The organism is Succinispira mobilis DSM 6222 (assembly GCF_000384135.1).
GTDB lineage: Bacteria > Bacillota > Negativicutes > Acidaminococcales > Succinispiraceae > Succinispira > Succinispira mobilis.
In genome coordinates, this window is sequence record NZ_KB913028.1 from 709,351 (window position 1) to 733,610 (window position 24,260).

Genomic DNA, 24,260 nt, shown 5'->3' on the forward strand with positions numbered 1-24,260 from the left:
TTTGGGGTTGAGGACTAGCAAGAAGATGGTCAGGCTTAGCTAAATTACCTGGAAAGGTAAGCCGCAGAGAGTAAAAGCCTCGTAAGCGAAAAGCAGAGCCATCGGGCTAGTATCCAGAGTACCACGGGACACGAGGAATCCTGTGGGAAGCAGGGGGGACCACCCTCCAAGGCTAAACACTCCTTGGCGACCGATAGCGTATAGTACCGTGAGGGAAAGGTGAAAAGAACCCCGGGAGGGGAGTGAAAAAGTACCTGAAACCGTATGTCTACAAGCAGTCGGAGCGAAAGCGACGGCGTGCCTATTGAAGAATGAACCGACGAGTTACAGGCACTAGCAAGGTTAAGTGGAAAACACGGAGCCGCAGCGAAAGCGAGTCTTAATAGGGCAAAAGTTAGTGTTTGTAGACCCGAAACCGTAGTGATCTATCCATGGCCAGGTTGAAGCGCAGGTAAGATTGCGTGGAGGACCGAACTCGTAAGCGTTGAAAAGCTTTGGGATGAGTTGTGGATAGGGGAGAAATTCCAATCGAACACGGAGATAGCTGGTTCTCCCCGAAATAGCTTTAGGGCTAGCCTCAAGAAGTAAGTATAGACGGTAGAGCACTGGTTGGGCTAGGGGCCGTATTGGTTACCGAACCCTGTCAAACTACGAATGGCTATACTGGTATCTTGGGAGTCAGACTATGAGTGATAAGATCCATAGTCAAGAGGGAAACAGCCCAGACCATCAGCTAAGGTCCCAAATGTCGTACTAAGTGGAAAAGGATGTGTCGCTACATAAACAACCAGGATGTTGGCTTAGAAGCAGCCACCATTTAAAGAGTGCGTAATAGCTCACTGGTCTAGTGGCGCTGCGCCGAAGATTCCCGGGGCTAAAGTACGAAACCGAAGCTATGGCTTGATACTTAAAGTATCAGGGGTAGGGGAGCGTTCTCATTGGGTAGAAGTTAAACCGGAAGGTTTGGTGGACTGATGAGAAGTGAGAATGTCGGTATGAGTAGCGAAAAGAAAGGTGAGAATCCTTTCCACCGAAAGCCTAAGGGTTCCTGAGCAACGATCGTCGTCTCAGGGTAAGTCGGGACCTAAGCCGAGGCAAGAAGCGTAGGCGATGGACAACAGGTTGACATTCCTGTACCGGCACAAGTCGTTTGAGTGATGGAGTGACACAGAAGGGTAGGCAATCAGGAGGATGGAAATTCCTGTTTAAGCGTGTAGGGAAGTTTATAGGCAAATCCGTAAAACTTTGAACCTGAGGCGTGATGACGAGCAAGCAGAGATGCGAGCGAAGTTGCTGACCCCACACTGTCAAGAAAAGCTTCTAGCGAGACAAGTGCCGCCCGTACCGTAAACCGACACAGGTAGGCGGGTAGAGAATACTAAGGTGCGCGGGAGAACCCTCGTTAAGGAACTCGGCAAAATGTACCCGTAACTTCGGGAGAAGGGTAGCCATAAGAGTAAAAGTCAGAAACGACTTAAGCTTAACGTGGTCGCAGAGAAGAGGCCCAAGCGACTGTTTACCAAAAACACAGGTGCCTGCAAAAGCGAAAGCTGAAGTATAGGTGCTGACACCTGCCCAGTGCTGGAAGGTTAAGGAAGGATGTTCGAGCAATCAAAGCATTTGACCGAAGCCCCAGTGAACGGCGGCCGTAACTATAACGGTCCTAAGGTAGCGAAATTCCTTGTCGGGTAAGTTCCGACCCGCACGAAAGGTGTAACGATTTGGGCACTGTCTCAACGAGGGACCCGGTGAAATTGAAATACCTGTGAAGATGCAGGTTACCCGCGACTGGACAGAAAGACCCCATGGAGCTTTACTGTAACCTGACATTGAGTTTTGATACATTATGTACAGGATAGGTGGGAGTCAGAGATGTATGCACGCCAGTGTGTACGGAGACGACGTTGGGATACCACCCTTAATGTATCGGAATTCTAACTGAAAGAGTAACGACCTTCAGGACAGTGTCAGGCGGGCAGTTTGACTGGGCGGGTCGCCTCCTAAAAAGTAACGGAGGCGCCCAAAGGTTCCCTCAGCGCGGTCAGAAATCGCGCGAAGAGTGTAAAGGCAGAAGGGAGCTTAACTGCAAGACAGACAAGTCGAGCAGGTACGAAAGTAGGGCTTAGTGATCCGGTGGTACCGAGTGGAAGGGCCATCGCTCAACGGATAAAAGCTACCCTGGGGATAACAGGCTAATCTCTCCCAAGAGTCCATATCGACGGGGAGGTTTGGCACCTCGATGTCGGCTCATCACATCCTGGGGCTGTAGTCGGTCCCAAGGGTTGGGCTGTTCGCCCATTAAAGTGGTACGTGAGCTGGGTTCAGAACGTCGTGAGACAGTTCGGTCCCTATCCATCGCGGGCGCAAGAGATTTGAAGGGAACTGCTCCTAGTACGAGAGGACCGGAGTGGACGAACCGCTGGTGTACCAATTGTTCCGCCAGGAGCATAGTTGGGTAGCTACGTTCGGAAAGGATAAACGCTGAAAGCATCTAAGCGTGAAACCAGCCTTAAGATGAGATCTCTCATAGAGTTAATCTAGTAAGACACCTTGGAGATTACGAGGTTGATAGGTTGGATGTGTAAGTAGAGTAATCTATTGAGCTGACCAATACTAATATGTCGAGGGCTTGACTTAAACAAGAATAAATATATCTCGTGGTAAAAAATTAATCTGTGAAGGTTTTGAGGGAGTTTACCCAATTGGAAATTCACCTCGATAATCTGGTGGCGATAGCTAAGAGGATACACCTGTTCCCATACCGAACACAGTAGTTAAGCTCTTATACGTCGAAAGTACTTGGCTGGAGACGGCCTGGTAGGATAGATAGTTGCCAGTTAAGCCTTACGTCTTGGCGTAAGGTTTTTTATTCCTCGATAGCTCAGTTGGTAGAGCAATCGGCTGTTAACCGATCGGTCGTAGGTTCGAGTCCTACTCGAGGAGCCAAATGAAATCAAAGCTAGATAACTTAAGTTATCTAGCTTTTTTATGTGTAGTTCAAGCATTAATTTCCTGCGATTAGTTAACTAAAATAGTCTCTACTCTAGCATAAATATAAATAGTAAATTAAGTAGTAGGCAATAAGCATTAAGTTTAGTATAATGGTTATTAAAATATATTTTGGAAATATAATTAATATTATGGAGGCATGTAAAGTGCAATATTCGTTTGTGAAGGTAGCAAGTGTTTCTATTGAAACGCAAGTTGCTAATGTAGAAGCAAATTTAGAGAAAATTATTCTAAAGACTAGAGAGGCTGCCGAAAATGGAGCTAAAATAATTGTTTTTCCAGAATTAACTTTAACAGGCTATAGCTGCCAAGATTTGTTTTATAGTAGTAGTTTACAAGAACAAGTTTTGAAAGGTTTGGAAAAACTCTTAAAAGCAACTAAAATGTTAGATGTATTAGTATTTGTAGGGGCGCCACTTGCTTGGAAAAACGAGTTGTACAATTGTGCTGTGATTATGCTAAAAGGCGAAATTTTGGCGGTTATACCTAAAATGAATATTCCCGAATATGGTGAGTTTTTTGAAGGACGCTATTTTTCTTCGGGAGCTAACTTAATAGAGAATAAAATTAATTTATTAGGGAAAGAGATAAATTGTAGTAGTTCGATTATCTTACAACATAAAAAATATAATAATCTGCGAATTGGTTGCGAGCTGTGTGAAGATTTATGGTCGCCATTATCGCCAAGCACAGTTCACGCACTTCAAGGCGCAAATATTGTTTGTAATTTATCAGCAAGCAATGAGTACTTAGGTAAAAGCAAGCAAAGAGCGGAGTTGCTAAAAGCTCACACGCAAAAAACTAAATTAGCTTATATTTATACTTCCGCAGGTCGGGGAGAATCGACTATGGATGTTGTTTATTCAGACTACAAGGCTATTGTAGAACTAGGAGAAATCTTGGTTGAAGCTGACTATGATCAAGAAATTATATATGCACAAATTGATTTAGAAGCAGTTCATAATTTCAGAAGAACCAAGACTGCTTTTCAAAATAAATTGCTGAAACTTCCCGAATACACTTTGATACACTTTGAGATGCAAATTATTGATATTAATGAAGGTGTAGGTCGTTATAGCGAAAAACAGCCGTTTTTGCCCAAATGGGTGGATAAAAATAATGCTTTACAGGAGTTATTTGAATTACAGAAGATTAGTTTAAAACGTCGATTGAGAGCAGTAGATACTAAGTGTATGATCATAGGCTTATCTGGGGGATTGGATTCCACTTTAACAACTTTAGTCGCTCATAGTTTGGTTCAAGAAGATCCTAAATTGCAACTAAAGCTAGTAACTATGCCTGGATTTGGAACCAGTTCGCAAACTAAAAGTAATGCTGTTAGGCTAGCGGAAGGGTTAGGTCTACAAATACAAGTTATTGATATTGCTAAAATTTGTGAAGCACAATTACAATTGTTAGAACATACTGAGATAAACGATATAACTTACGAAAATGTTCAAGCTCGTCAAAGGACACAAATTTTATTGAATTTGGCTAATAAATGCCAAGGAATTTTATTAGGGACAGCAGATTTATCAGAAATAGCGCTAGGTTTTTGCACTTATGGTGGGGATCATTTAAGTATGTATAATGTTAACGCTAGTATCCCCAAGACTTTGGTAAGATTATTGGTTTCGTGGTATGCTGAGCAAAAAGCCAGTATTTTAAAACAATTGTTGATGGAAATTGTGGATACAGTAATAAGTCCAGAATTGTTGAAAACTGAGGATACACAAGTACAGGCGACCGAAGAAATTGTCGGAAATTATGAAGTAATTGATTATATTTTACATTACCATTTGCAACATAATTTTTCACGCGAAAAAATTACACATATGACTTATTTAACTTTTGCTGAGCTGTATTCAGCTAAAGAAATTGAATTAGCTTTAGAAAATTATTTTAAACGGTTTTATCGTAATCAATTTAAACGTAGCTGTATGCCCGATGGAGCTAAATTGACTTGTGTTTCGCTATCACCACGTTCAAGTTGGCGTCAAATTAGTGATTTGTAGAAAATAAGAAATTGTAAATGGATGGATGGAAATGAGAATTATAATAGTAGGTGCTGGTAAAGTTGGTTATGCTCTAGCAAGACATTTGGCGGAAGATAATAATGATGTCGTGGTAATTGAAGAAAATGAAGAACGCCGCGATATTGTACAAAACAATTTAGATGTAATGACTTTAGGCGGCAATGGAGCTAGTGCAGTTAATTTACTTGAAGCTGGAGTGAAAGATGCTGGTATGCTAATCGCAGTTACGGCGAGTGATGAAGTAAATATGATTGCGTGTATGACGGCTAAGCGACTAGGAGTAAGTAGAACTATTGCACGGATACGCAATGAAGATTATGCCCAACAAGGAGATATCTCTATCAGTAAAACTTTGGGTATTGATGTTGTTATAAATCCAGAGTTGGTAACAGCCTTAGAAATCAATAAAATTTTGAGTACTCCTTCTAGTTTAGATATTGAGGATTTTGCCGATGGAAAGGTGCGAATGTTAGAAGTAAAAATGCGTCCTACTTCTAAAATTATTGAAATTCCTTTGCAAGATTTGGTTTTACCTAAACATATTTTAGTTGCGGGAATTTTGCGCAATAACAAAATGATTATTCCACGCGGCCAAGATATTTTAAAAGCTTCAGACCATGTTTTTTTTCTAGGGGAAACGGAAACAGTAAAGGATTTTGAGCAAAATTTTATAACAACACGCTCCACAAAGTTGAAAAAAGTATTCATTATTGGAGCGGGGCGAGTGGGACGATATTTAGCTGTAATGTTAGAAAATGCGGGATTTGATTTAAAAATTATCGATAGTGATAAAATAAGATGTGAATTAGTTGCCGGACAATTATCGAAGAGTATGGTTCTCTTTGGAGATGCTACTGATAAAGAATTGTTAGTGGAAGAGGGAATTGCGCAAGCAGATGCGGTAATTTGTTTAACGGAAGATGATAAATTAAACATGTTAGCAGCCTTATTGACCAAAAATCTTGGCGCAGAGAGAACTTTTGCTAAGGTTGGCAGAGTTGAATATATTCCCATAATGGAACAAATTGGGATAGATGTAACTTTTACGCCACAATTAATCACTGCTGGGACAATACTGCGGATGGCGCGTAGTGATGATATTTTATCGATGTCTTTAATTGAAGGTGATCAAGCGGAGGCAATGGAAATTTTATTAACTGAAGATAGCCCTGTTATTGATAAGCAACTTAAGAACATTGATATGTTTACCGAATGTCTAGTAGGTGCGATAATTAGAAATGGAGAGGTTATTGTTCCAACGGGTGAAGATTACCTGCTAAATGGTGACCGAATAGTTGTTTTTGCATTGCATAATGTTGCCAAAAAAGTTCTAGTGATATTTAAAGGTAGGAGATAGTAGGTATGAATTGGCATTTTGTAGGGCAAAGTTTAGGCAAGTTTTTGCAAGGCTATGCTTTAATTTTAACTACAGCACTAATGATGGGAATTTATGATACCGATAAAGGTGTTAAAGCTTTTACAATAACAGTTCTAGTAACTTTTTTATTAGGTAAAATATTAGCTCGCTTGAAAGTTGCTGGGGATAAGAGTATCGGTATTCGCGAAGGGTATACAATTGTATTGGGAATTTGGTTTTTAGCTACAATATTTGGGGCAATGCCCTTATACATTTATGGGGCAACGCCAACCTTGATAAGTGCCTGGTTTGAGTCTGTGTCAGGTTTGACGACTACGGGTGCGACTGTTATTGGTAATTTAGGGGAAATGCCCCGTTCGATCTTATTATGGCGTAGTATTATGCATTGGATTGGTGGCGTGGGCATAATTATGATGTTTGTGGCGGTTTTACCGCATATGGGCGTAGGTGTGATAAATTTAGTTAAAGCAGAGGCTTCTGGACCTACGACGGAGCGTTTAGTGCCCAGGTTGAAAGATACAGCAATAAGGTTATGGATAATTTATAGTTGTTTAACTTTGGCTGAAATTGTGCTGCTGCTATTTACGGGGATGAGTCTGTTTGATGCGGTAAATCACTCAATGTCAAGTATGGCTTGTGGCGGTTTTTCAACAAAAGATTCTAGTGTTAGCCATTTTGGTAGTTGGCAGGCAGAACTTATAATTGCGCTGTTCATGACGATTGCGGGCGGAAATTTTAATTTATATATGCATGTTTGGCGTAAGGGCTTTAAGGTTCTTTGGCATAATACAGAATTTAAGACTTATATTGGAATTTTGCTGGGAGCAATAGCGATTGTGACAGCCGATATTTTTGTAGTAGAAAATTACATGTTTAATATTACTTATTTTCGTGATACAATATTTCAGGTAGTATCTTTTCTTACGGGGACAGGGTTTGCATCTGCTAACTTTGAAGTTTGGCCAGAACTATCAAAAACAGTGTTAGTAATTTTGATGTTTTTAGGTGGTTGCGCTGGTTCAACTGCTGGGGGCTTAAAGATAATACGTGTTGTGATTGTTTGTAAGCAAATTTGGGCAGAAATTAAGCGGACTTTGCATCCGCGGATGATTATGACGATAAAGCTAGACAATCGAATTTTAGAAAGTAGTGTGTTAAATAGTGTTTCGCAATTTTTCGCATTATATATGTTGACAGTTGCAGTATCTGTACTGTTAGTTACAGCCTGTGGGTTAGATTTTAACAATGCATTAAGTGCTACTTTATCGACACTGGGGAACGTTGGTTTAGGATTTGGCGTAGTTGGACCATCGAGTAATGCCGGACAATTGCCTGAATCCGCTAAATTTATTTTATCTTGGTGTATGTTATTAGGACGTTTAGAATTTTTTACTTTATTAGTGGTATTTCAAGCGGACTTTTGGCGTGGAAAAAAGGGTTGGTAAGGAGGTTTATTTATGTATAAATTATTAAAAAAATATTTGTTTATGATTTTGACAGTAACTTTTATGATGAACTTAGGTTCAGCCGAAGCCAGAGAAGCAAATCAAGTTAATACAATTAGTGTACGTTCTAGAGTAGAACAAGCAGTACAGGCAAATACAGCAGTAATTACTGTAGGTATCAGGGTGCAGGATTCTAAATTGCAAATAGCACAGGATAAGGCAAATTTAGTTATGCAGAATCTTGTGCAAGAAATGCTTACTTTAGGTGTAAGCAAGTCAGATATGCAAACTAGTGACTTTAATCTTAATTATAACAAAGAAGACAAAAATAGCTTTAGAGGCTATACTTTAGAAAACAATTTAGTAATAAAAGTACGAGATATTGATAAAGCTGGAATAGTGTTGGATAAAGCACTAGAATCAGGCGCAAATCAAATTCTTGGAATTAATTTTACCTATGAGGGTGCAGAAGAATTAAAAGATCAGTTACTTAAATTGGCAATAGAAAATGGCCGTAAAAAAGCGGATATTGTGGCTAGTGCTGATGGTCGAATTGCAGGTAGACTCTTAGAAGTTAATATCTATACTGATAGTTATCAAAAAGCAGAAATGCGAGTGAATAAGATGATGTTAGATAGCAGTGCTTTAGGTAGTCAAGTTTTAGCTGGTAACGTAGTTATAAGTTCGGAGGCAACTTTGCTATTTGAGCTTAACTAATATATTAAAATAATTTGTGAATTTACTAGGAGGAACTGGCATGGAAAAGCTTTTAACTCAAGCACAAGCACTAAAACAAGAAATTATCGCAAGACGTAGAGATCTACACAAACATCCAGAATCAGCTTGGACGGAATTTAGAACAGCTAGTATCGTGGCTCAAGAGCTAACGCAGTTGGGATTTGAAGTTTTGGTTGGTGACCAGGTAATTGTGGCTTCAGAAATGATGGGTGTTCCCGATGCACTTACTTTACAAAAATGCCAAGAACGAGCTCTAAAAGAGGGCGCTGATCCTAAATGGGTAGATAAAATGCAAGGTGGGAAAACAGGGGTAATGGGTGTTATGAAGTTTTCTAAGCCTGGCAAAACAGTAGCTATTCGTGTGGATATGGACGCTAATGATGTTGAAGAAAGTAAAGATGCACAACATCAGCCTAACCAAGAAGGATTTGCTTCTGTACATGCCAATGTAATGCACGCCTGTGGTCATGATGGACACACGGCCATGGGGTTGGCTATTGCTAAATTAATTGCCGAAAATAAGGATTTATACGCAGGTACAATAAAATTAATTTTTCAACCAGGGGAAGAGGGTGTGCGTGGTGCTAAAGCCATGGTCGCCAGTGGAATAGTAGATGATGTAGATTATTTATTTGGAATGCATGTAGGCTTTAATGCCAATCGTAATGATACTATTGTTTGTATGACCGATGGTTTCTTAGCAACGACGAAATTAGATGCTAGATTTAAAGGCTTATCAAGTCATGCTGGTTCGGCACCACATGAAGGGAAAAATGCTCTACTTGCAGCTGCTCAAGCTAGTATTTCGATGCACTCGATTGCTCGTCATGGGCAAGGAGCATCAAGAATTAATGTAGGTGTACTACAAGCTGGAACCGGTAGAAATGTGTTGCCAGATGTTGCTGTGGTGAAGCTAGAGACTCGCGGTGCGAATACCGAAATTAACGAGTACATGATGGTTGAAGCCAAAAGAATGATTCAAGCAGCAGCAATGATGTATGATGTGGAAGTTGAAGTAGAAGAAATGGGTGGAGCACCTTCTTGCTCTTTAGACCGGGAAATGGGCGAAGAAATTCAAAAAATTCTTTTAGCCAGCGGTTACTTTGCACCTGAAGGTGTAATTAAAGAAGTTAGTCTAGGAGCTAGTGAAGATTGCTCTTACTTTATGCAACGGGTACAAGAAAAAGGTGGTAAAGCAGTTTATATGATGGCTGGTTCAGAATTGAAAGCGGGACATCATAACAGCAAATTTGACTTCAATGAAGAAACATTAGTGCGTGGTGCAGCTAGTTTAGCTCTTTTAGCTGAAAAATATACAAATAGATAGTTGTAAGACTCTAGTTAATTTAAATAAAACCTATTTAAATTACAAAGGTTATATGTGAATTTATAACTTGAACAGCCATGAAGGTTATTACCTTCATGGCTGTTTTTAAATTATGTGAAAGGTGTGATTATTATGCATATGGCCGATGCGCTGCTGTCACCTGGGGTGGCTCTAAGTTTTACTGGTATAAGCGCGGTTTTATTGGTGAAAAATTGTAGAAAAATTAAAGCAGAATTAAGTGAAGAAAAAATTCCTTTGATGGGAATAATGGGAGCGTTTATCTTTGCGGCGCAGATGATTAATTTTACAATTCCTGGGACTGGTTCTAGCGGTCATCTAGGTGGAGGTTTATTACTAGCGGCATTACTAGGTAAAGAAGCGGCTTTTATTGTAATGAGTTCAATATTGATAATTCAAGCCTTGTTTTTTGCAGATGGAGGTTTATTGGCATTAGGCTGTAATATTTTCAACTTAGGATTTTTTCCTTGTTACATCGCCTATCCTTATATTTATAAGCAATTTACACAAAAAAGTTATGAACGAAGAAATTTAAATATATCTAGCATTTTAGGGGCAATAATAGCTTTGCAAATGGGTGCCTTTATGGTGGTATTACAGACGATGCTTTCCGGAAAAACCCAATTGCCATTTATAAACTTTGTGACGCTTATGTTACCAATTCACCTAGCAATCGGACTAGTAGAGGGGTTAGTTACTGCAGCCGTTTTAAATTACATCTATCAAGTACGCCCTAATATTTTAGTGCCCAATCTAGTAGTGGAAAAACAATTTAGCATGAAAAAAGTAATTATGATCATAGGCCTCAGTAGTATCTTAGTAGCGGGGGGATTTTCTTTAATGGCCTCTGAATATCCTGATGGTTTAGAATGGTCGATAGATAAAATAACTAGTGGGCAAGAATTAGAAACTCAAGGAGAAATTTATGCTAAATTAGCGGCTTTACAAGAAAAATTTAGTTTTTTGCCAGACTATAATTTTACCGAACCGCAGACAGTAGGAACTAGTGTTGCCGGACTTGTTGGTGCTAGTATAACTTTTATAGTATTATTATTTACGGGGAAATTATTTCGACTAAATAAGGATAATTAAATATTAATGTTTAAATTAAGAAATATTCAACAAAGATTAATTACAATCAAAAAGTTGACAGAGCTTGAATCGAGTGTACACAATCTTGATGCGGCAAGTAAGGTGTTAATTACAATAGGTTTTGTTCTAGCTATTATTTCCCTAGATTATTTTGAATTGCCTAAATTAATGTATTTTGCCTGCTATTTAATATTTTTAATTAGACTAAGCACGATACCACTAAAAACATTTTTAATTCCAGTAATGATGAGCTCAATATTTGTGGGTAGCCTTGGATTAGCTAGTTGGTATTGGGCAGAAACAGAGCAAATATTGTTTTTAAATACAGTTATAGTTGATAAGAGTGTTTTAATTGGGCTTACATTGCTTTTAAAAACGATACTAACAGTATGTGCGACTACTTTGTTAGCCGTAACAACTAAAAAATTAGAACTGTACCAAGGATTGTTACGCTTGCGCGTCCCAGAAATTTTTATTTGGCAACTTATGCTATTGGGAACTTATTTACAAGTAATCCTTAATGAATGCATAAAAATGCTAGAAGCTTATGCACTACGGAGTAACACGCAAACTATTTTATGGCCGGATTATCCGTTGTTATTGGGACAACTCTTTTTATTAAGTCATAAAAGAGCGATACAAATATATCAAGCAATGTTGTGTCGCGGGTTTAGTAATATAAATAGCTTTACTGTAGAGAGTAGGTTTAATTATCTAAGCATTACTGTAAGTTTTATTTTATTTTTTTATTGGAGTATAAATTAAAGGAGGCTTAATAATGCTAGCAATAAAAGACTTGCAGTTTGCCTATACGAAGGGAGTTTTAGTATTAGATAACTTAAACTTAACAGTTGCAGACCAAGAAAATGTGGCTCTGTTCGGAGATACTGGTTCGGGTAAATCGACACTGTTAGGTTTGCTAACGGGATTGTTAACACCAGTTCAAGGTTCTATTTTTATTGATAAAATAAAAATAGAACGAAAGAATATTGCTCAAGTTAGGCAACAGGTTGGTTTAGTTTTTCAAAATCCAGAAAATCAATTGTTTATGCCGACTATTTATGAAGACTTAGCCTTTGGCTTGCGTAATAATGGTGTTGATGCAAACGAAATAGCCAGAAGGGTATCAGAATTAGCTCAAGAGATGGGGATTGCTAAACTTTTGAGTAAAAATTCTTTTGAACTCTCGGGGGGAGAACAGCGGATGGCCGCTTTAGCTTGTGTTTTGATTATGCAGCCTAAAATATTATTGTTAGACGAGCCGACGGCTTTTTTAGATTTGAAATCTAGGAAAATTTTGCAGGATTACTTAAAAAAAATAAGCGTCACTAAAATTATAGTGACGCATGATTTAGATTTTGCCGTTCAGCTTTGCCCACGAGCTATTTGTTTAGCCGCGGGTAAAATTATAGAAGATGCAGCTAGCGCTAAAATTGCAGAACAACTGAAAATTAGCAATGCTTAATTTAAAGTAAATTGCTTTAGCACACTGGGGATACTTTGCGAAGTTTGAATTAAAGTTTGCAAAATACCGTTATAAGAAGCTAGGCTACTGCTATATGTAGCTGTGGTTAAAACTTGATTGGTATTTAAATCCAATAATACATAACTAAAGATTAAGGAACGTTTTTCCGTATCACTATTTAAAGCTGTATCTACTTGATTTATTAGCAAATATCTTGCTTGATGTGTTTTAGCAACACTATTTATTTGGGGTAACATTTCATAAATATTAGTTGTAGATACAGTTAAATTGTTATTTAAAAGGATATAACTGGGGACAAATTTGCGCATTTGGTCATCTAAGAGAAGTTTTAGATAGGGATAGTCAGGGATTTTTTTTAATGCGGCTGTATAGTCGTTATAGATGGCCACTAAGGCATAATCTGCTGTTAGTTGACTATTTGTGGGAGGGGCTAAAAGCTTGCTATTTAGGGCTTGCTGATATAAGTCATAATATCTTTTTAAGCTTTCACTAAAATAGAAACTCATACTGTGTTGATCTGCATAGCTATATTTGGTTAATTTGGCCTTGTACTCTAGATGTTTTCCGAAATTTTTATAGCCGCCCACAAACTTATTTAAGCTTATGGGTATGAGATCTTGGCTACTAGTGATTCGTAGTAGCGGTAAACGATCTTGAAATTTATTAGCGTAAGCGGAATTGCCTACCTCGGGAGCGCCAAAGGTAATAACTTGGATTCGCTCGGCAGGTACACCTAAATCTAAAAGGCGACTGGCATATAAAGTAGCCACGGCTCCACCCAAGCTATGACCAGTTATTATGATGGGGGCGCTGGGATCCTCGACTAGGAAATCAGTAAGCTTTTTACCTTGCTGGTCAGTTACTTCTAGGGCTAATTTAGCATATTCATTGAACCCTTTATGAACCATAGCTTGGTTTTGTTTATCGGCAATATCAGTTGGAGAAGTTTCTACTTGATAAGGGACTTTGGCAGTTTTGAAGTTTAAAATCCAATCTTGTTTACTTTCAGAACCGCGGAAAGCTAAGATATAGAAATTAGTATTTTTTACTGGGTTTATGCGTTGGGCAAAGATGAAGTTTGTATTGAGAATTTTACTTTCAATGATAAAGGGCTCTAAATCAAGAGAGTAATATTTACTCAGGTTAAATAGACTTGCGGCAGCACGATCGGAGTAGGTTGCCTTGCAATTACCGGCAGCTAAAGCTATTAATTCTGCTTCAGATAGTTCATTTAGCAGTTGGCTGGCTAGAGTTGCGGGTTGATTAATCAAGAGACAAGATAATAAAATAAAGATGCAAAGCGCCTGTTTTAACATAAAAGACCTCCTTACTTAACAACAGCTTAATTCTATCAAAAAAAAAGCTTAAATAAAAGGATTTTAACAAAAAGTAGCGAATATATAGCATGAAAGGGTTAATAAAATAACGATTTCAAGTCAAATGTATTGGAGGGGAAAATTATGGGATTAGGCCGAATGATAATAAGTGAAGAAGTATTTGTGGAATTGGCCAAAACGGCAATGAATAAGGTTGAAAATGTAGTTACAGACAGCCAAAGTAAAGATACCTTAGGGCAAATAGTGAAAAGCGTAGCACAACGGTTAAGCCCGCATATTCATGTAAAGAAAAACGATCGTGAAAAAGACAAACCAGAAGCTGACATTGAGGCTGGTTTTGTGGCGACAGTGGCTTTTGAATTAAAACTGACAATAGTTTATGGCGTAAGTATTCCAGAAGTAGTAAATGTTGTTCGTCAAAAAGTAAAAGAAGAAGTTGAAACAATATCTGGATATAAAGTTGATAGAATAGATGTAATTGTAGAGAAGTTAGTAAAACCAGAAAAATTAATGCTGGCTACTGAAGAAGAAAAATAAATAAATATAATGGCGAGGCAATGTATACTTACAACAGCCTTGCCATTAATTTTTTTCTCGTAGTAATTTGCAAATAATGACAAATAAAATATTTTTTAGGTTGCATATTGTCTTTTTGTAAAAGAGGGTGTATAATACTAAACATCTTACAAGTTAATATGATTATGGATGAAGTATATGGGAGAATGGCAGTGATGTCTACCGAAGGATTTAAACTCTCAGGTGCCTTGAAAAAGGTGGAACCGTATATGGACATAACTCTGGAGAGCCCCTTTAAGTAGGGCGCCGAAGGTGCACGGGTTTAGGCCCTTATCTCTCAGGCAAAAGGACAGAGAATGTAAAATTTAAATGTAGTGTTAGTGCTATGTTTTCTTTCTCTATTCCTGTTTGCGAAGTTTATTAAATTAAACTTGTAACAGGTTTTTTTATTTTATAGGAAAGAGGCGATTTATTTTGGATTTCATGCAATTATTGGACAGTATTGACAACTTTATTTGGGGGCCGCCTTTGTTGGCACTCTTGGTAGGAACAGGTATTTGGCTAACATTAAGACTAAGTTTGTTGCAAATTATCCGTTTACCTTTAGCTTTAAAATTGATTTTTTCAGCGAAGAGTGATGGTAAAGGAGATATAAGCAGTTTCCAAGCTTTGTGCACGGCTTTAGCCGCTACAGTAGGTACTGGTAATATCGTCGGAGTAGCGACTGCGATGAAAGCTGGTGGACCAGGGGCATTATTTTGGATGTGGATGGCCGCATTTTTTGGTATGGCGACTAAATATGCCGAAGGTCTATTAGCGATAAAATATCGTTCGGTGGATGCTAATGGACAAGTTGCTGGTGGCCCGATGTATTATATAGAACAGGGATTAGGCAAAAAATATCGTCCGCTAGCCGTGATGTTTGCAGCGAGCGGCGTACTAGTTGCATACTTTGGGATTGGGACTTTTGCCCAAGTAAATGCTATTGTAGATGCTACTAAAGGCGCTTTTGGTGTACCAGAATATGTAACTGCAATTATCTTGACAGTACTGGTTGCAGCTGTAACAATCGGAGGTTTACAATCGATTGCTAAAGTGTCTAGTAAGGTAGTTCCGTTTATGGCAGTAGTATATGTTGTAACAGCTATGGGCGTATTAATAGTCCACGCGGATAAAGTTCCAGGGGCGATAAAATTAGTTATTGATAGTGCCTTTAATACTACAGCAGCAACAGGTGGTTTTTTGGGCGCTACAGTAATGATGGCAATGCGTAATGGGATTGCGCGCGGTGTGTTTTCTAATGAATCAGGCTTAGGTTCGGCACCAATTGCGGCAGCAGCGGCAAAAACAAAATGGCCGGCAGAACAAGGTTTAGTATCAATGACTGGGACTTTCATTGACACAATTATAATTTGTACCATGACAGGGTTGTGTTTGATAGTAAGCGATGTTTGGGTAGGCGATTTAAAAGGTGCAGCCTTGACGCAAGCAGCTTTTGCTAGTGCTTTTCCTGCAACTGGTACAGCTTTATTAACTTTTGGGTTAATATTGTTTGCCTTTACTACAATCTTGGGTTGGAACTATTACGGCGAACGTTGTATAGAGTACCTATTCGGAGTAAAGAGCATTATGCCGTACCGAATTGTATTTATTGGTCTTATCGCTTCAGGAGCATTCTTGAAGTTAGAGGCAATCTGGTTATTGGCAGATATTGTAAATGGTTTGATGGCAATTCCAAACTTGATTGCTTTGCTAGGGTTGACTGGTGTGGTTGTCGCGGAAACTAAGCGATACCTCGCTTATGTGAAAAACAATGAAGTTGAGGAAGAAATAGAAGACTTAGAAGTTGAACAAATAAAATAAGAAAAAAACAAAGACATTGTGCAGGAAAAAGCTTGCACAATGTCTTTACTTTATGTATACTAAGACATTATAATTAATTAAGGTTAGCAAAGAGAAAGGGAGACGAGGCTGTGAAAAAACATGATATGGTACTAATTTTAGACTTTGGTGGACAATATAGTCAATTAATTGCTAGAAGAATTAGAGAATGTGGGGTTTATTGTGAAATAGTTCCATATGATTACAGCATAGATAAAATAAAAGCTAAAAATCCCAAAGGTATAGTGTTTTCTGGTGGACCGAATAGTGTGTATGGGGAAGACACTCCTAAAGCAGATCCACAAGTATTTGAATTAGATGTACCTGTTTTAGGAATTTGCTATGGACATCAGTTTATGGCCCATACTTTAGGCGGCAAAGTAGAAAGTGCGGTTATTCGGGAATATGGTAAAACAGCACTTACTTTACAAGAATGTGAACTTTTTGCAGGTATTGCTCTAGAAAATGAGTGTTGGATGAGCCATACGGATTTTGTTTCTGGAGTGCCAGCTGGTTTTGAAATAACGTCAACAACAAAACAATGTCCTGTTGCAGCTATGGCTAATGTTGCGAAAAACTTATATGGAGTCCAATTTCATCCGGAAGTAGAGCATACACCATTTGGTAAAACCATGCTTTCTAACTTTTTATTTAAAATTTGCGGCTTAAGCGGCGACTGGAATATGATGTCTTTTGCAGAAGAAAAGATTGCAGAGATCAAAAAATATGTTGGTGACAGAAAAGTATTATGTGCTTTATCTGGTGGGGTAGATTCATCAGTAGCGGCGGTTTTGGTTCATAAAGCTGTAGGTAAACAATTAACTTGCGTGTTTGTCGACCATGGTTTATTGAGAAAAGATGAAGGCGATCAAGTTGAAACGATTTTTAGAAAACAATTTGACATGAATTTGATTCGGGTTGATGCTAAAGAGCGTTTCTTAGGTAAATTAGCAGGCGTTTCTGATCCAGAACGGAAACGTAAAATTATTGGCGAAGAATTTATTCGGGTGTTTGAAGAAGAATCTAATAAATTAGGTAAAATTGATTTCTTAGTTCAAGGCACAATTTATCCAGATGTTGTCGAAAGTGGTACAAAAACTTCAGCAACAATTAAAAGTCATCATAATGTAGGTGGCTTGCCAGAAGATATGGATTTGGAATTAATTGAACCGCTACGCGAATTATTTAAAGACGAAGTGCGCGCAGTAGGTGAAGAAATTGGGATTCCACATCATTTGGTATGGCGTCAACCATTCCCAGGGCCAGGACTTGCTATTCGGGTATTAGGGGAAATTACTGAAGAAAAATTAGAAATTACACGTGAAGCAGATGCGATTTTCCGTGAAGAAATTGCGAATGCTGGTTTAGAAGGAAAAATTTGGCAATACTTTGCTTGCCTGCCTAATATTCGTTCTGTAGGTGTAATGGGTGATGAGCGGACTTATTGCCATACAGTAGCTTTAAGAGCAGTTACAAGTTCTGACGGGATGACTTCAGATTGGGCACATATTCCTTATGAAGTCTTAGATATTGTATCGAGAAGAATAGTAAATGAAGTAAAAGGCGTTAATCGTATTGTATATGATGTAACGAGCAAACCACCATCTACAATCGAGTGGGAATAAGATTTTTAAGTCGAAAAAGCCTGTAACCATGGGGCTTTGCGGGGTTTTGATATCCATCTTGGCAACAAAATGGCAACATAAATTATAAAAAGATAAACAGGTAACTGATTTTTTGAAAATCGGTTACCTGTTTTTTGCGGTTTGCCCTGAATGGGCGATAACTTGGTGGTGAAAGTCCACTACAGGCTTGGCAGTAGGAACTTAGCAGAGGGCAAGGGCGTCCATCGTGAGGTGGAGTCTGAAGTAAGCCTAATGCAAACTCTCGGTCTGACGAATAGAAATTACATATAAGGCATTTGCAGGGTGGACGAGTTTGCTGCACAAAACAAAGTCCAATACTGTCCGTAAATGTAGCAGATATATGAGGGGAAGGTTATCGTTCTTAACGGGGGAGGTCTTGCAAGGCTTCGAAGGACATCGGCAACCCCATGACACCCAAAGAACCCATGTAGTGATGTATGGCTAAATTGCAAGAAGTCAGCAGAGGTCATAGTACCGAAGGTTTTTTTTCGGGAAGGACTGAACAATAGTAGTTTTTTTGAACGAGAGGATGGTGAAGCCATGTTAAGAGAGCAGAAAACGGCTAAGGTCGGCTGCCGTTATGAGGGTATGTTGGAAACCAAGAGTAATAATGGAGCGCGGAGCATGGTGACACTTGAAACCGCAGAGAAAGACGGTGCAAACAAATTACTCGAAGAAATACTGCATAGAGATAACCTCAATATAGCCTATCTAAGAGTAAAACGAAACGGCGGAGCGCCTGGCATTGACGGAATGACAGTAGAAGAAATGTTATCCTATTTAAAGAAACATAAGGAAGAATTGCTGGCAAGCATACGAGGTGGCTGGTATAAACCTAAACCCGTGAGAAGGGTAGAAATACCAAAACAAGATGGAGGAAAGAGGAACCTTGGAGTACCAACGGTAATAGACCGCATGATACAACAGGCTGTAGCACAAGTGCTACAGCCGATATTTGAACCACTATTCTCCGAAAATAGCTATGGTTTTCGACCTGGGCGCAATGCATATCAAGCAATAAAGAAAGCCGAAGAATATTATAAACAAGGATATGTCAGAGTAGTAGACATTGACCTTGCAAAATATTTCGACACGGTGAATCATGACATTCTAATAAATAGGCTACGAAAAGAAATAAAAGAGGAAGCTGTAATAAGTCTAATACGCAAGTTCCTAAAGAGTGGCGTAATGATAAACGGCATAGTTAATAAGATGCAGGAAGGGACACCACAAGGTGGCAACCTATCACCGCTGTTAAGCAACATATATCTTACCGCATCTGACCAAATGCTAGAAAGCAGAGGACATAAATTCGTAAGATATGCGGATGACTGTAACATTTACGTCAAAAGCCAGAGAGCCGCCGAGCGAGTTATGACCAGTTGCACAAAATACCTTGAGAATAAGCTAAAGCTCAAGGTGAACCAAGAAAAGAGTAAAGCGGGAAGTCCGTTAAGACTCAAATTTCTAGGATTCTCACTCTATAAAACAGGGAAAAGAACGGGAATACGTCCTCATGGTAAGCCAATAGAGAAATTCAAGTCAAAAATCAGGCAACTAACAACAAGCAGGAAACAAGCCAAACCGATAGCGGAAATTCTTAAAAGCATAAAGAATTACACGATAGGATGGCTAGGTTATTATTCCATAGCAAATATGAGTTCAAGGATAAACACTTTGAACGAATGGACACGAAGAAGAATAAGACAAATCTTCTGGAAGCAATGGAAGAAACCTTCTGCGAGGTTCGAAAACCTCAAACGGCTAGGAATACCAAAACGAAAAGCCTGGGAATGGGCAAATTCTCGTCTCGGCTACTGGCGTATCGCCGATAGTTGGATATTGCATAGGTCATTAACAAACGAATACCTCGCATCCATTGGCTATGATGACATAGCTAAAAGATACGAGGCATTGCACTCAAACTATTGAACCGCCGTATACCGAACGGTACGTACGGTGGTGTGAGAGGTCGGCTATTCAACTAATGGGTAGCCTCCTACTCGATTTAAGGTAATGGTCTAAATCGAAGATTTTCAATAGATTATTTATAAAAAATAAAGATACTATTTTTAAACAAGCACTTAATTGTATGTTCAGTAACTCTGAAGTATAATATCATTGATAATGTAAAGGTTAAGTAGGTAAACAAAAAATAATTAAAAAAATGAAATATTTTTTTGGGGAAAATTAATTTTATTGGAGGTTGTAGATGCAGATTATTAATACACATTTTTACAATCAATTTAGAGATTTATGCGCAAAATCATCTGAGAGTATAAAGCTTTGCTCACCTTTTGTAAAAAAGAATATAATAAATGATATTTTTTCTTTAAAGAAAAAAAGTGTTGATTTATCATTAATTACTAATGTTAATCTTAATAGTTTATATAAGGGAGCCTTAGATATCGAAGTGTTAGAGGCTTTAGCAGAGAGAAATCTACCAATTATAAACGCACAACGTTTGCATGCAAAAATATATATTTTTGATAATATAAAATGTGTTATTACTTCGGCTAATTTAACATCTGCTGGCTTGAAAGCCAACCTTGAATATGGTGTATTTATTGATGACAAAGAAATAGTAAATAATGTTGTATCTGATTACCAAGATATTTGTAAAAATGAAAATAATGGTATAGTTGAAAAAAAGCATATTTTAAAAATAAAAGAAATTTTATTAACTTTACCTAATTTTCATAGTGAAAAATTATCTAGATTTGAAGCAGATAATTCAACAGAAATCGAAAATATTATTCAAATAGGCAGTAATAATCTGCTAAATAATTTTTCGGGATGGAAAAATTTGGTTTTGACATTAATAGTTAGATTAGACAAGGATATTTTTACAAGAGAAGATTTGAAATATTACCAAGACTTTTTATTGAAAAAATATCCTAAAGCTAAAACACCATTACAGACGGTTAGCCGTGTATTACAGGAACTGAGAGATTTAGGGTTGATTAAATTCTTAGGTAATGGCTATTATCAAAAACTTTGGAGGTAAAATGAAATATTTTGTTGAAATAAAAGAAACTCTTACTAAAGTAGTAAAAATAGAGGCAAATAATGCAGAAGAAGCATTAGATGTAGTTGAAAAACAATATAAAAATTCAGAAATTATATTAGTTGCGGATGATTATGTTAAAACTGAGATATTGGTAAAATAGTAATATTCATTTGAGTTTAAGAAATTTTTAATGCATAAGGAGTGAAATTGTGGATAAAGAATTTGTGAGGCGAATTTTAGCTGAATTTGTTAATAACTCTGAGGATAACTTTATAAAAGTAGAAAAAGCTTTAAAATCAGAAGTCATAGGTCTGAAAATGTTTGAACAACCTAGTTGCTTTATTGCCAGTGCCACAGATCCTTTGTTTGAAGTGCTAAAAAGCGACCAAGGAATGGGGGAATATTTTACCTGTCCCAAAGAATGGTTACCTACTGCTAAAACTGTTATTGCAATATTTTTACCTTTTACTAAAGCTGTAAAAGTAGCAAACTCGATGGCTGAAGAGCCTGCTGAGGAATGGCTACATGCAAGATTAGAAGGTCAAGTCTATATAGACAAGTTAACTGCATACCTAAGAGATGAATTGCTAGAGCTTGGTTATAAAACGGTTGCACCATCACTAGATGAGCGGTTTTGGTCCAAGACAAAGTTTAATCCACAAACAGCACATCCTGATGTAGCTTATACTAGCAATTGGTCAGAGCGGCATGTGGCTTTTGTTTGTGGTGCGGGAACGTTTGGTTTGTCTAAGGGATTGATTACAGCGCAAGGGATGGCAGGAAGATTTACTAGTTTAATAACAGAGTTGGAACTTCCTCGAGATAGGCGAGACTATCAAGATGTTTATGAATATTGTAGCGAGTGTGGCGCTTGTATTAGAAAATGTCCAGCTCAAGCAATTTCTTTAAAAAATGGCAAAAATCATCAAATTTGTGCTCAATATTTAGAGGAAATCAAAGCACGCTATGCTCCTTATTATGGTTGTGGAAAATGTCAAGTCGGCGTTCCGTGCGGTGACAAGATCCCGAGTAAAAATAAAAAATAATTTTTCTGTGAAATATTTTAAAACATGTGAAAAAATTTGATGTCTTCTTGTAAAAGATGGCCCATAACCACATCGTTAATTATGAAAGCAACAATTGTCTGTGAGAGTAATTCATTAGTGGGTGTGTTTTTGAGAATATTAGCTAGTTTAAGTAAAAGTTTTTGATGTAATTCACAGTGTTTTGTTAAATCTGGATAATTAATTTCCCGCAGTACTTGTTCTTCAGATTCAAAGTGTACTTGGACATTTTTTATTAGCTGTGAAAAAATACTCGTAAGTTTCTCAGCTTTTTTGGGTTCGAGAGCGGTTTTCATAATCATAACGCAAATATCCAGTAATTCACGATGTTGCTTGTCAATTTTAGAGTGCCCGCTATTAAAACTATCACTCCAAGTCAAGTTTAGTGGGTCAACTGTCTCAATACTGGTACTTACTTCAACCCGATTTCGACCATTATGTTTGGCGCTATACAAAGCTTTATCAGCACGTTTAAACCAATTGGCGGGGATTTCGGTTGCTTGCCATTCAGCGACACCGATACTAATGGTAACAGAACCTGTTTCTGGGTGAGGAATTTCTGCAATTGCTTGTCTAAGTTGTTCGGCACGTTCTTTGGCTGTAGTTAGTGAAGTTTTGGGCATTAAGATTACAAATTCTTCCCCACCCCAACGTGCAAAGAGGTCGGTAGCGCGAATAATATTAGTGGTTGTCTGGGTAATCCGAATAATTATTTTATCGCCAATATCATGACCATAGGTACCATTAACTTTCTTAAAGTTGTCAATATCAAAAAGCAATAAAGCCAAAGGCTGTTTATTATAATCAGCAATTTTTATTTCCTCGAGTACACGTTGTTCGAAATAATAGCGATTTTTAATTCCGGTCATTTTATCGATGGATATATTTTCATGGAGCAGTTTGTTTTGAGCCTCGAGATCAGAGACGAGTTCTTGATATTTGTTGGCGCGATACTGTAAAAGGAGCTCATTATTTATTTTTTCCGTGGCGTTTCTGATGATGGAGATCATCTTATGAGTCCCATCTTGGGGATTTGTAATTACTCGGCTATTAACTTCGATAAAAATTTTTTCAGCAGAACTGTTATTAAGTTGATAAAAGGTGGTGCCTAAAGGTTCAGCATTTTTTAGTTTGCTGATATTGTCTTGGACTTTAGCGTGTTCTGTAGGAACAATGAAGTCAATTAAATATTTGCCGATTAAATTGTCAACCGAAGTAACATCAATGATGTTTTTGGTGGAGGGGGAAGCCATAATAATTTTTTCGTCAGTATCAGAAACAATAATTGCCTCTGGCGAAGCCTGAAGAATTGATTTATAGAAAAATTCACTTTCGGCGAGCTGGCTACTTAATTCTGTAAGTTCTTCTTGACGTTGTTGCAATTTTTTATTAACTTTGTAGAGCTTACGCATCCAAAAAACTGAAACCAAAAAGATTAGAAAACAAGCACTAAGTACGAGGAAAAATAAATGGCAATCAAAGCCTTTTTGAATTTTTATAGAGATATGGTGATTGATCGCTTCTTGAACTTCTTGGGGCGTGATTGTAGCAATACCCTTATTAAGGATATTTTGCAAAGTAGTGTCTTGTTTGGTTATTCCAATTCTAAAATCGTTAACATAATTAGGCATTTCGCCAGCAACTTTTAAATTGAAATAGCCGTATTTATTAATATGATAAGCGGCCATACTTAGGGAACGCAAAGTCATATCGGCTTTTCGTTCTTTGACCATTTGTATTGCTTGGGGCTCGCTTTCGACTAAGATAATTTTTAAACTTGGATAATCTTTGCGGAGTTTTTCTTCAATGCTAGTACCGGTAGGCAAAACCATTGTTTCCTGAGTAAAGCGTGAAAGGTCGGAAATATAGTCGTGTTCTTCACGCGTAATTAGAACATTGGGGTCTGAATAATAGACATTAGAAAACAACAACCATTCGCGGCGATCTTTAGTTGAGTTCAACAAACTAACCGCATCGGCCTTGCCTTCTTGCACCAGACGAATTGTTTCATTCCAGTTTTTAGTAGGCACGACTTCAAAAATAAGTCCGGTACGTTCGCTAATAAGTTTAAGTAAGTCTGGAGCAATGCCCCGATAATTAGATTTTTTATCAAGTTCTTCGTAGGGATACCAATCTGGATCAACAACTAGTTTTACAGGGCCGTGGTTTTGGATATAGGCTTTTTCTTTAGCGGTCAATTCTAAAACCGGGGCGGCTTGTCAGGGGAACAGTTATTCATGAGAATGAGTAATGCTAAGAAAAATAAACTTTTTAAAA

The 24,260-nt window shown here is 38.0% G+C and carries 17 protein-coding genes, 1 tRNA gene, 2 rRNA genes and 1 riboswitch (1 of these 21 running past the window's edge); of the genes, 18 read left to right on the forward strand and 2 right to left on the reverse strand.

Annotation, left to right across the window (positions count from 1 at the left end; genetic code table 11):
- The 11 genes from SUCMO_RS0103375 to SUCMO_RS10280 form a co-directional block, all read left to right on the forward strand.
- A 23S ribosomal RNA gene (locus SUCMO_RS0103375) occupies nucleotides 1-2,637 on the forward strand (it extends 273 nt beyond the left edge of the window).
- An 85-nt stretch (nucleotides 2,638-2,722) separates the two neighbouring features.
- Nucleotides 2,723-2,839: ribosomal RNA gene (gene rrf, locus SUCMO_RS0103380) — 5S ribosomal RNA — on the forward strand.
- A gap of 31 nt (nucleotides 2,840-2,870) precedes the next feature.
- A tRNA-Asn gene (locus tag SUCMO_RS0103385) sits at nucleotides 2,871-2,946 on the forward strand.
- 209 nt (nucleotides 2,947-3,155) lie between these two features.
- Nucleotides 3,156-5,024 carry an NAD(+) synthase gene (locus SUCMO_RS0103390; RefSeq protein ID WP_019879069.1) on the forward strand — a complete coding sequence of 623 codons (1,869 nt, stop codon included), beginning with the start codon at nucleotides 3,156-3,158 and terminating at the stop codon, nucleotides 5,022-5,024.
- A gap of 31 nt (nucleotides 5,025-5,055) precedes the next feature.
- A complete protein-coding gene (gene trkA / locus SUCMO_RS0103395) occupies nucleotides 5,056-6,402 on the forward strand; it encodes a Trk system potassium transporter TrkA (RefSeq protein WP_019879070.1) in 1,347 nt (448 codons plus the stop codon).
- Nucleotides 6,403-6,407: 5 nt separating this feature from the next.
- Nucleotides 6,408-7,868, forward strand: a complete 1,461-nt coding sequence (locus SUCMO_RS0103400) for a TrkH family potassium uptake protein (RefSeq protein WP_019879072.1) — start codon at nucleotides 6,408-6,410, stop codon at nucleotides 7,866-7,868.
- 12 nt (nucleotides 7,869-7,880) lie between these two features.
- Nucleotides 7,881-8,585, forward strand: coding sequence for an SIMPL domain-containing protein (locus SUCMO_RS0103405; RefSeq protein WP_019879073.1), 705 nt, complete (start codon nucleotides 7,881-7,883; stop codon nucleotides 8,583-8,585).
- 40 nt (nucleotides 8,586-8,625) lie between these two features.
- Nucleotides 8,626-9,933, forward strand: coding sequence for an amidohydrolase (locus SUCMO_RS0103410; protein WP_019879074.1), 1,308 nt, complete (start codon nucleotides 8,626-8,628; stop codon nucleotides 9,931-9,933).
- Nucleotides 9,934-10,065: 132 nt separating this feature from the next.
- Nucleotides 10,066-11,043, forward strand: coding sequence for an energy-coupling factor ABC transporter permease (locus tag SUCMO_RS0103415; RefSeq protein WP_019879075.1), 978 nt, complete (start codon nucleotides 10,066-10,068; stop codon nucleotides 11,041-11,043).
- A gap of 6 nt (nucleotides 11,044-11,049) precedes the next feature.
- The gene (locus SUCMO_RS10930; protein WP_019879076.1) at nucleotides 11,050-11,808 is read left to right on the forward strand and encodes an energy-coupling factor transporter transmembrane component T family protein; all 759 of its coding nucleotides are present in this window, start codon (nucleotides 11,050-11,052) and stop codon (nucleotides 11,806-11,808) included.
- Between the two features lie 13 nt (nucleotides 11,809-11,821).
- A complete protein-coding gene (locus SUCMO_RS10280) occupies nucleotides 11,822-12,508 on the forward strand; it encodes an energy-coupling factor ABC transporter ATP-binding protein (protein WP_019879077.1) in 687 nt (228 codons plus the stop codon).
- Here SUCMO_RS10280 and SUCMO_RS0103430 read toward each other — a convergent pair.
- Nucleotides 12,505-13,845 (reverse strand): lipase family protein, encoded by a 1,341-nt coding sequence (locus SUCMO_RS0103430; protein WP_019879078.1) that lies wholly within the window; start codon nucleotides 13,843-13,845, stop codon nucleotides 12,505-12,507. The two genes, SUCMO_RS10280 and SUCMO_RS0103430, sit on opposite strands and share 4 nt — an antisense overlap.
- Before the next feature lie 144 nt (nucleotides 13,846-13,989).
- On the opposite strand from SUCMO_RS0103430, the gene SUCMO_RS0103435 reads away from it, so the two are divergent.
- The 7 genes from SUCMO_RS0103435 to SUCMO_RS0103470 all read left to right on the forward strand — a co-directional run bounded on the left by SUCMO_RS0103435 (nucleotide 13,990) and on the right by SUCMO_RS0103470 (nucleotide 21,965).
- A complete protein-coding gene (locus SUCMO_RS0103435; RefSeq protein WP_019879079.1) occupies nucleotides 13,990-14,403 on the forward strand; it encodes an Asp23/Gls24 family envelope stress response protein in 414 nt (137 codons plus the stop codon).
- A 250-nt stretch (nucleotides 14,404-14,653) separates the two neighbouring features.
- Nucleotides 14,654-14,745: riboswitch (glycine riboswitch) on the forward strand.
- 111 nt (nucleotides 14,746-14,856) lie between these two features.
- Nucleotides 14,857-16,245, forward strand: a complete 1,389-nt coding sequence (locus SUCMO_RS0103445; RefSeq protein ID WP_019879081.1) for an alanine/glycine:cation symporter family protein — start codon at nucleotides 14,857-14,859, stop codon at nucleotides 16,243-16,245.
- Between the two features lie 125 nt (nucleotides 16,246-16,370).
- A complete protein-coding gene (gene guaA, locus SUCMO_RS0103450) occupies nucleotides 16,371-17,888 on the forward strand; it encodes a glutamine-hydrolyzing GMP synthase (RefSeq protein WP_033297256.1) in 1,518 nt (505 codons plus the stop codon).
- Nucleotides 17,889-18,449: 561 nt separating this feature from the next.
- Nucleotides 18,450-19,841: a group II intron reverse transcriptase/maturase gene (gene ltrA, locus SUCMO_RS0103455; RefSeq protein ID WP_019879084.1), complete on the forward strand. Its 1,392-nt coding sequence runs from the start codon at nucleotides 18,450-18,452 to the stop codon at nucleotides 19,839-19,841.
- A gap of 280 nt (nucleotides 19,842-20,121) precedes the next feature.
- Nucleotides 20,122-20,916, forward strand: coding sequence for a phospholipase D-like domain-containing protein (locus SUCMO_RS0103460; protein ID WP_019879085.1), 795 nt, complete (start codon nucleotides 20,122-20,124; stop codon nucleotides 20,914-20,916).
- A 1-nt stretch (nucleotide 20,917) separates the two neighbouring features.
- The gene (locus SUCMO_RS11175) at nucleotides 20,918-21,079 is read left to right on the forward strand and encodes a DpnD/PcfM family protein (protein ID WP_019879086.1); all 162 of its coding nucleotides are present in this window, start codon (nucleotides 20,918-20,920) and stop codon (nucleotides 21,077-21,079) included.
- 49 nt (nucleotides 21,080-21,128) lie between these two features.
- Nucleotides 21,129-21,965, forward strand: a complete 837-nt coding sequence (locus tag SUCMO_RS0103470) for a 4Fe-4S binding protein (protein WP_019879087.1) — start codon at nucleotides 21,129-21,131, stop codon at nucleotides 21,963-21,965.
- Nucleotides 21,966-21,982: 17 nt separating this feature from the next.
- On the opposite strand, the gene SUCMO_RS10935 is transcribed toward SUCMO_RS0103470, so the two are convergent.
- Complete coding sequence (locus SUCMO_RS10935) at nucleotides 21,983-24,181, reverse strand: diguanylate cyclase (protein ID WP_019879088.1); 2,199 nt, start codon at nucleotides 24,179-24,181, stop codon at nucleotides 21,983-21,985.
- Nucleotides 24,182-24,260 lie beyond the last annotated feature (79 nt).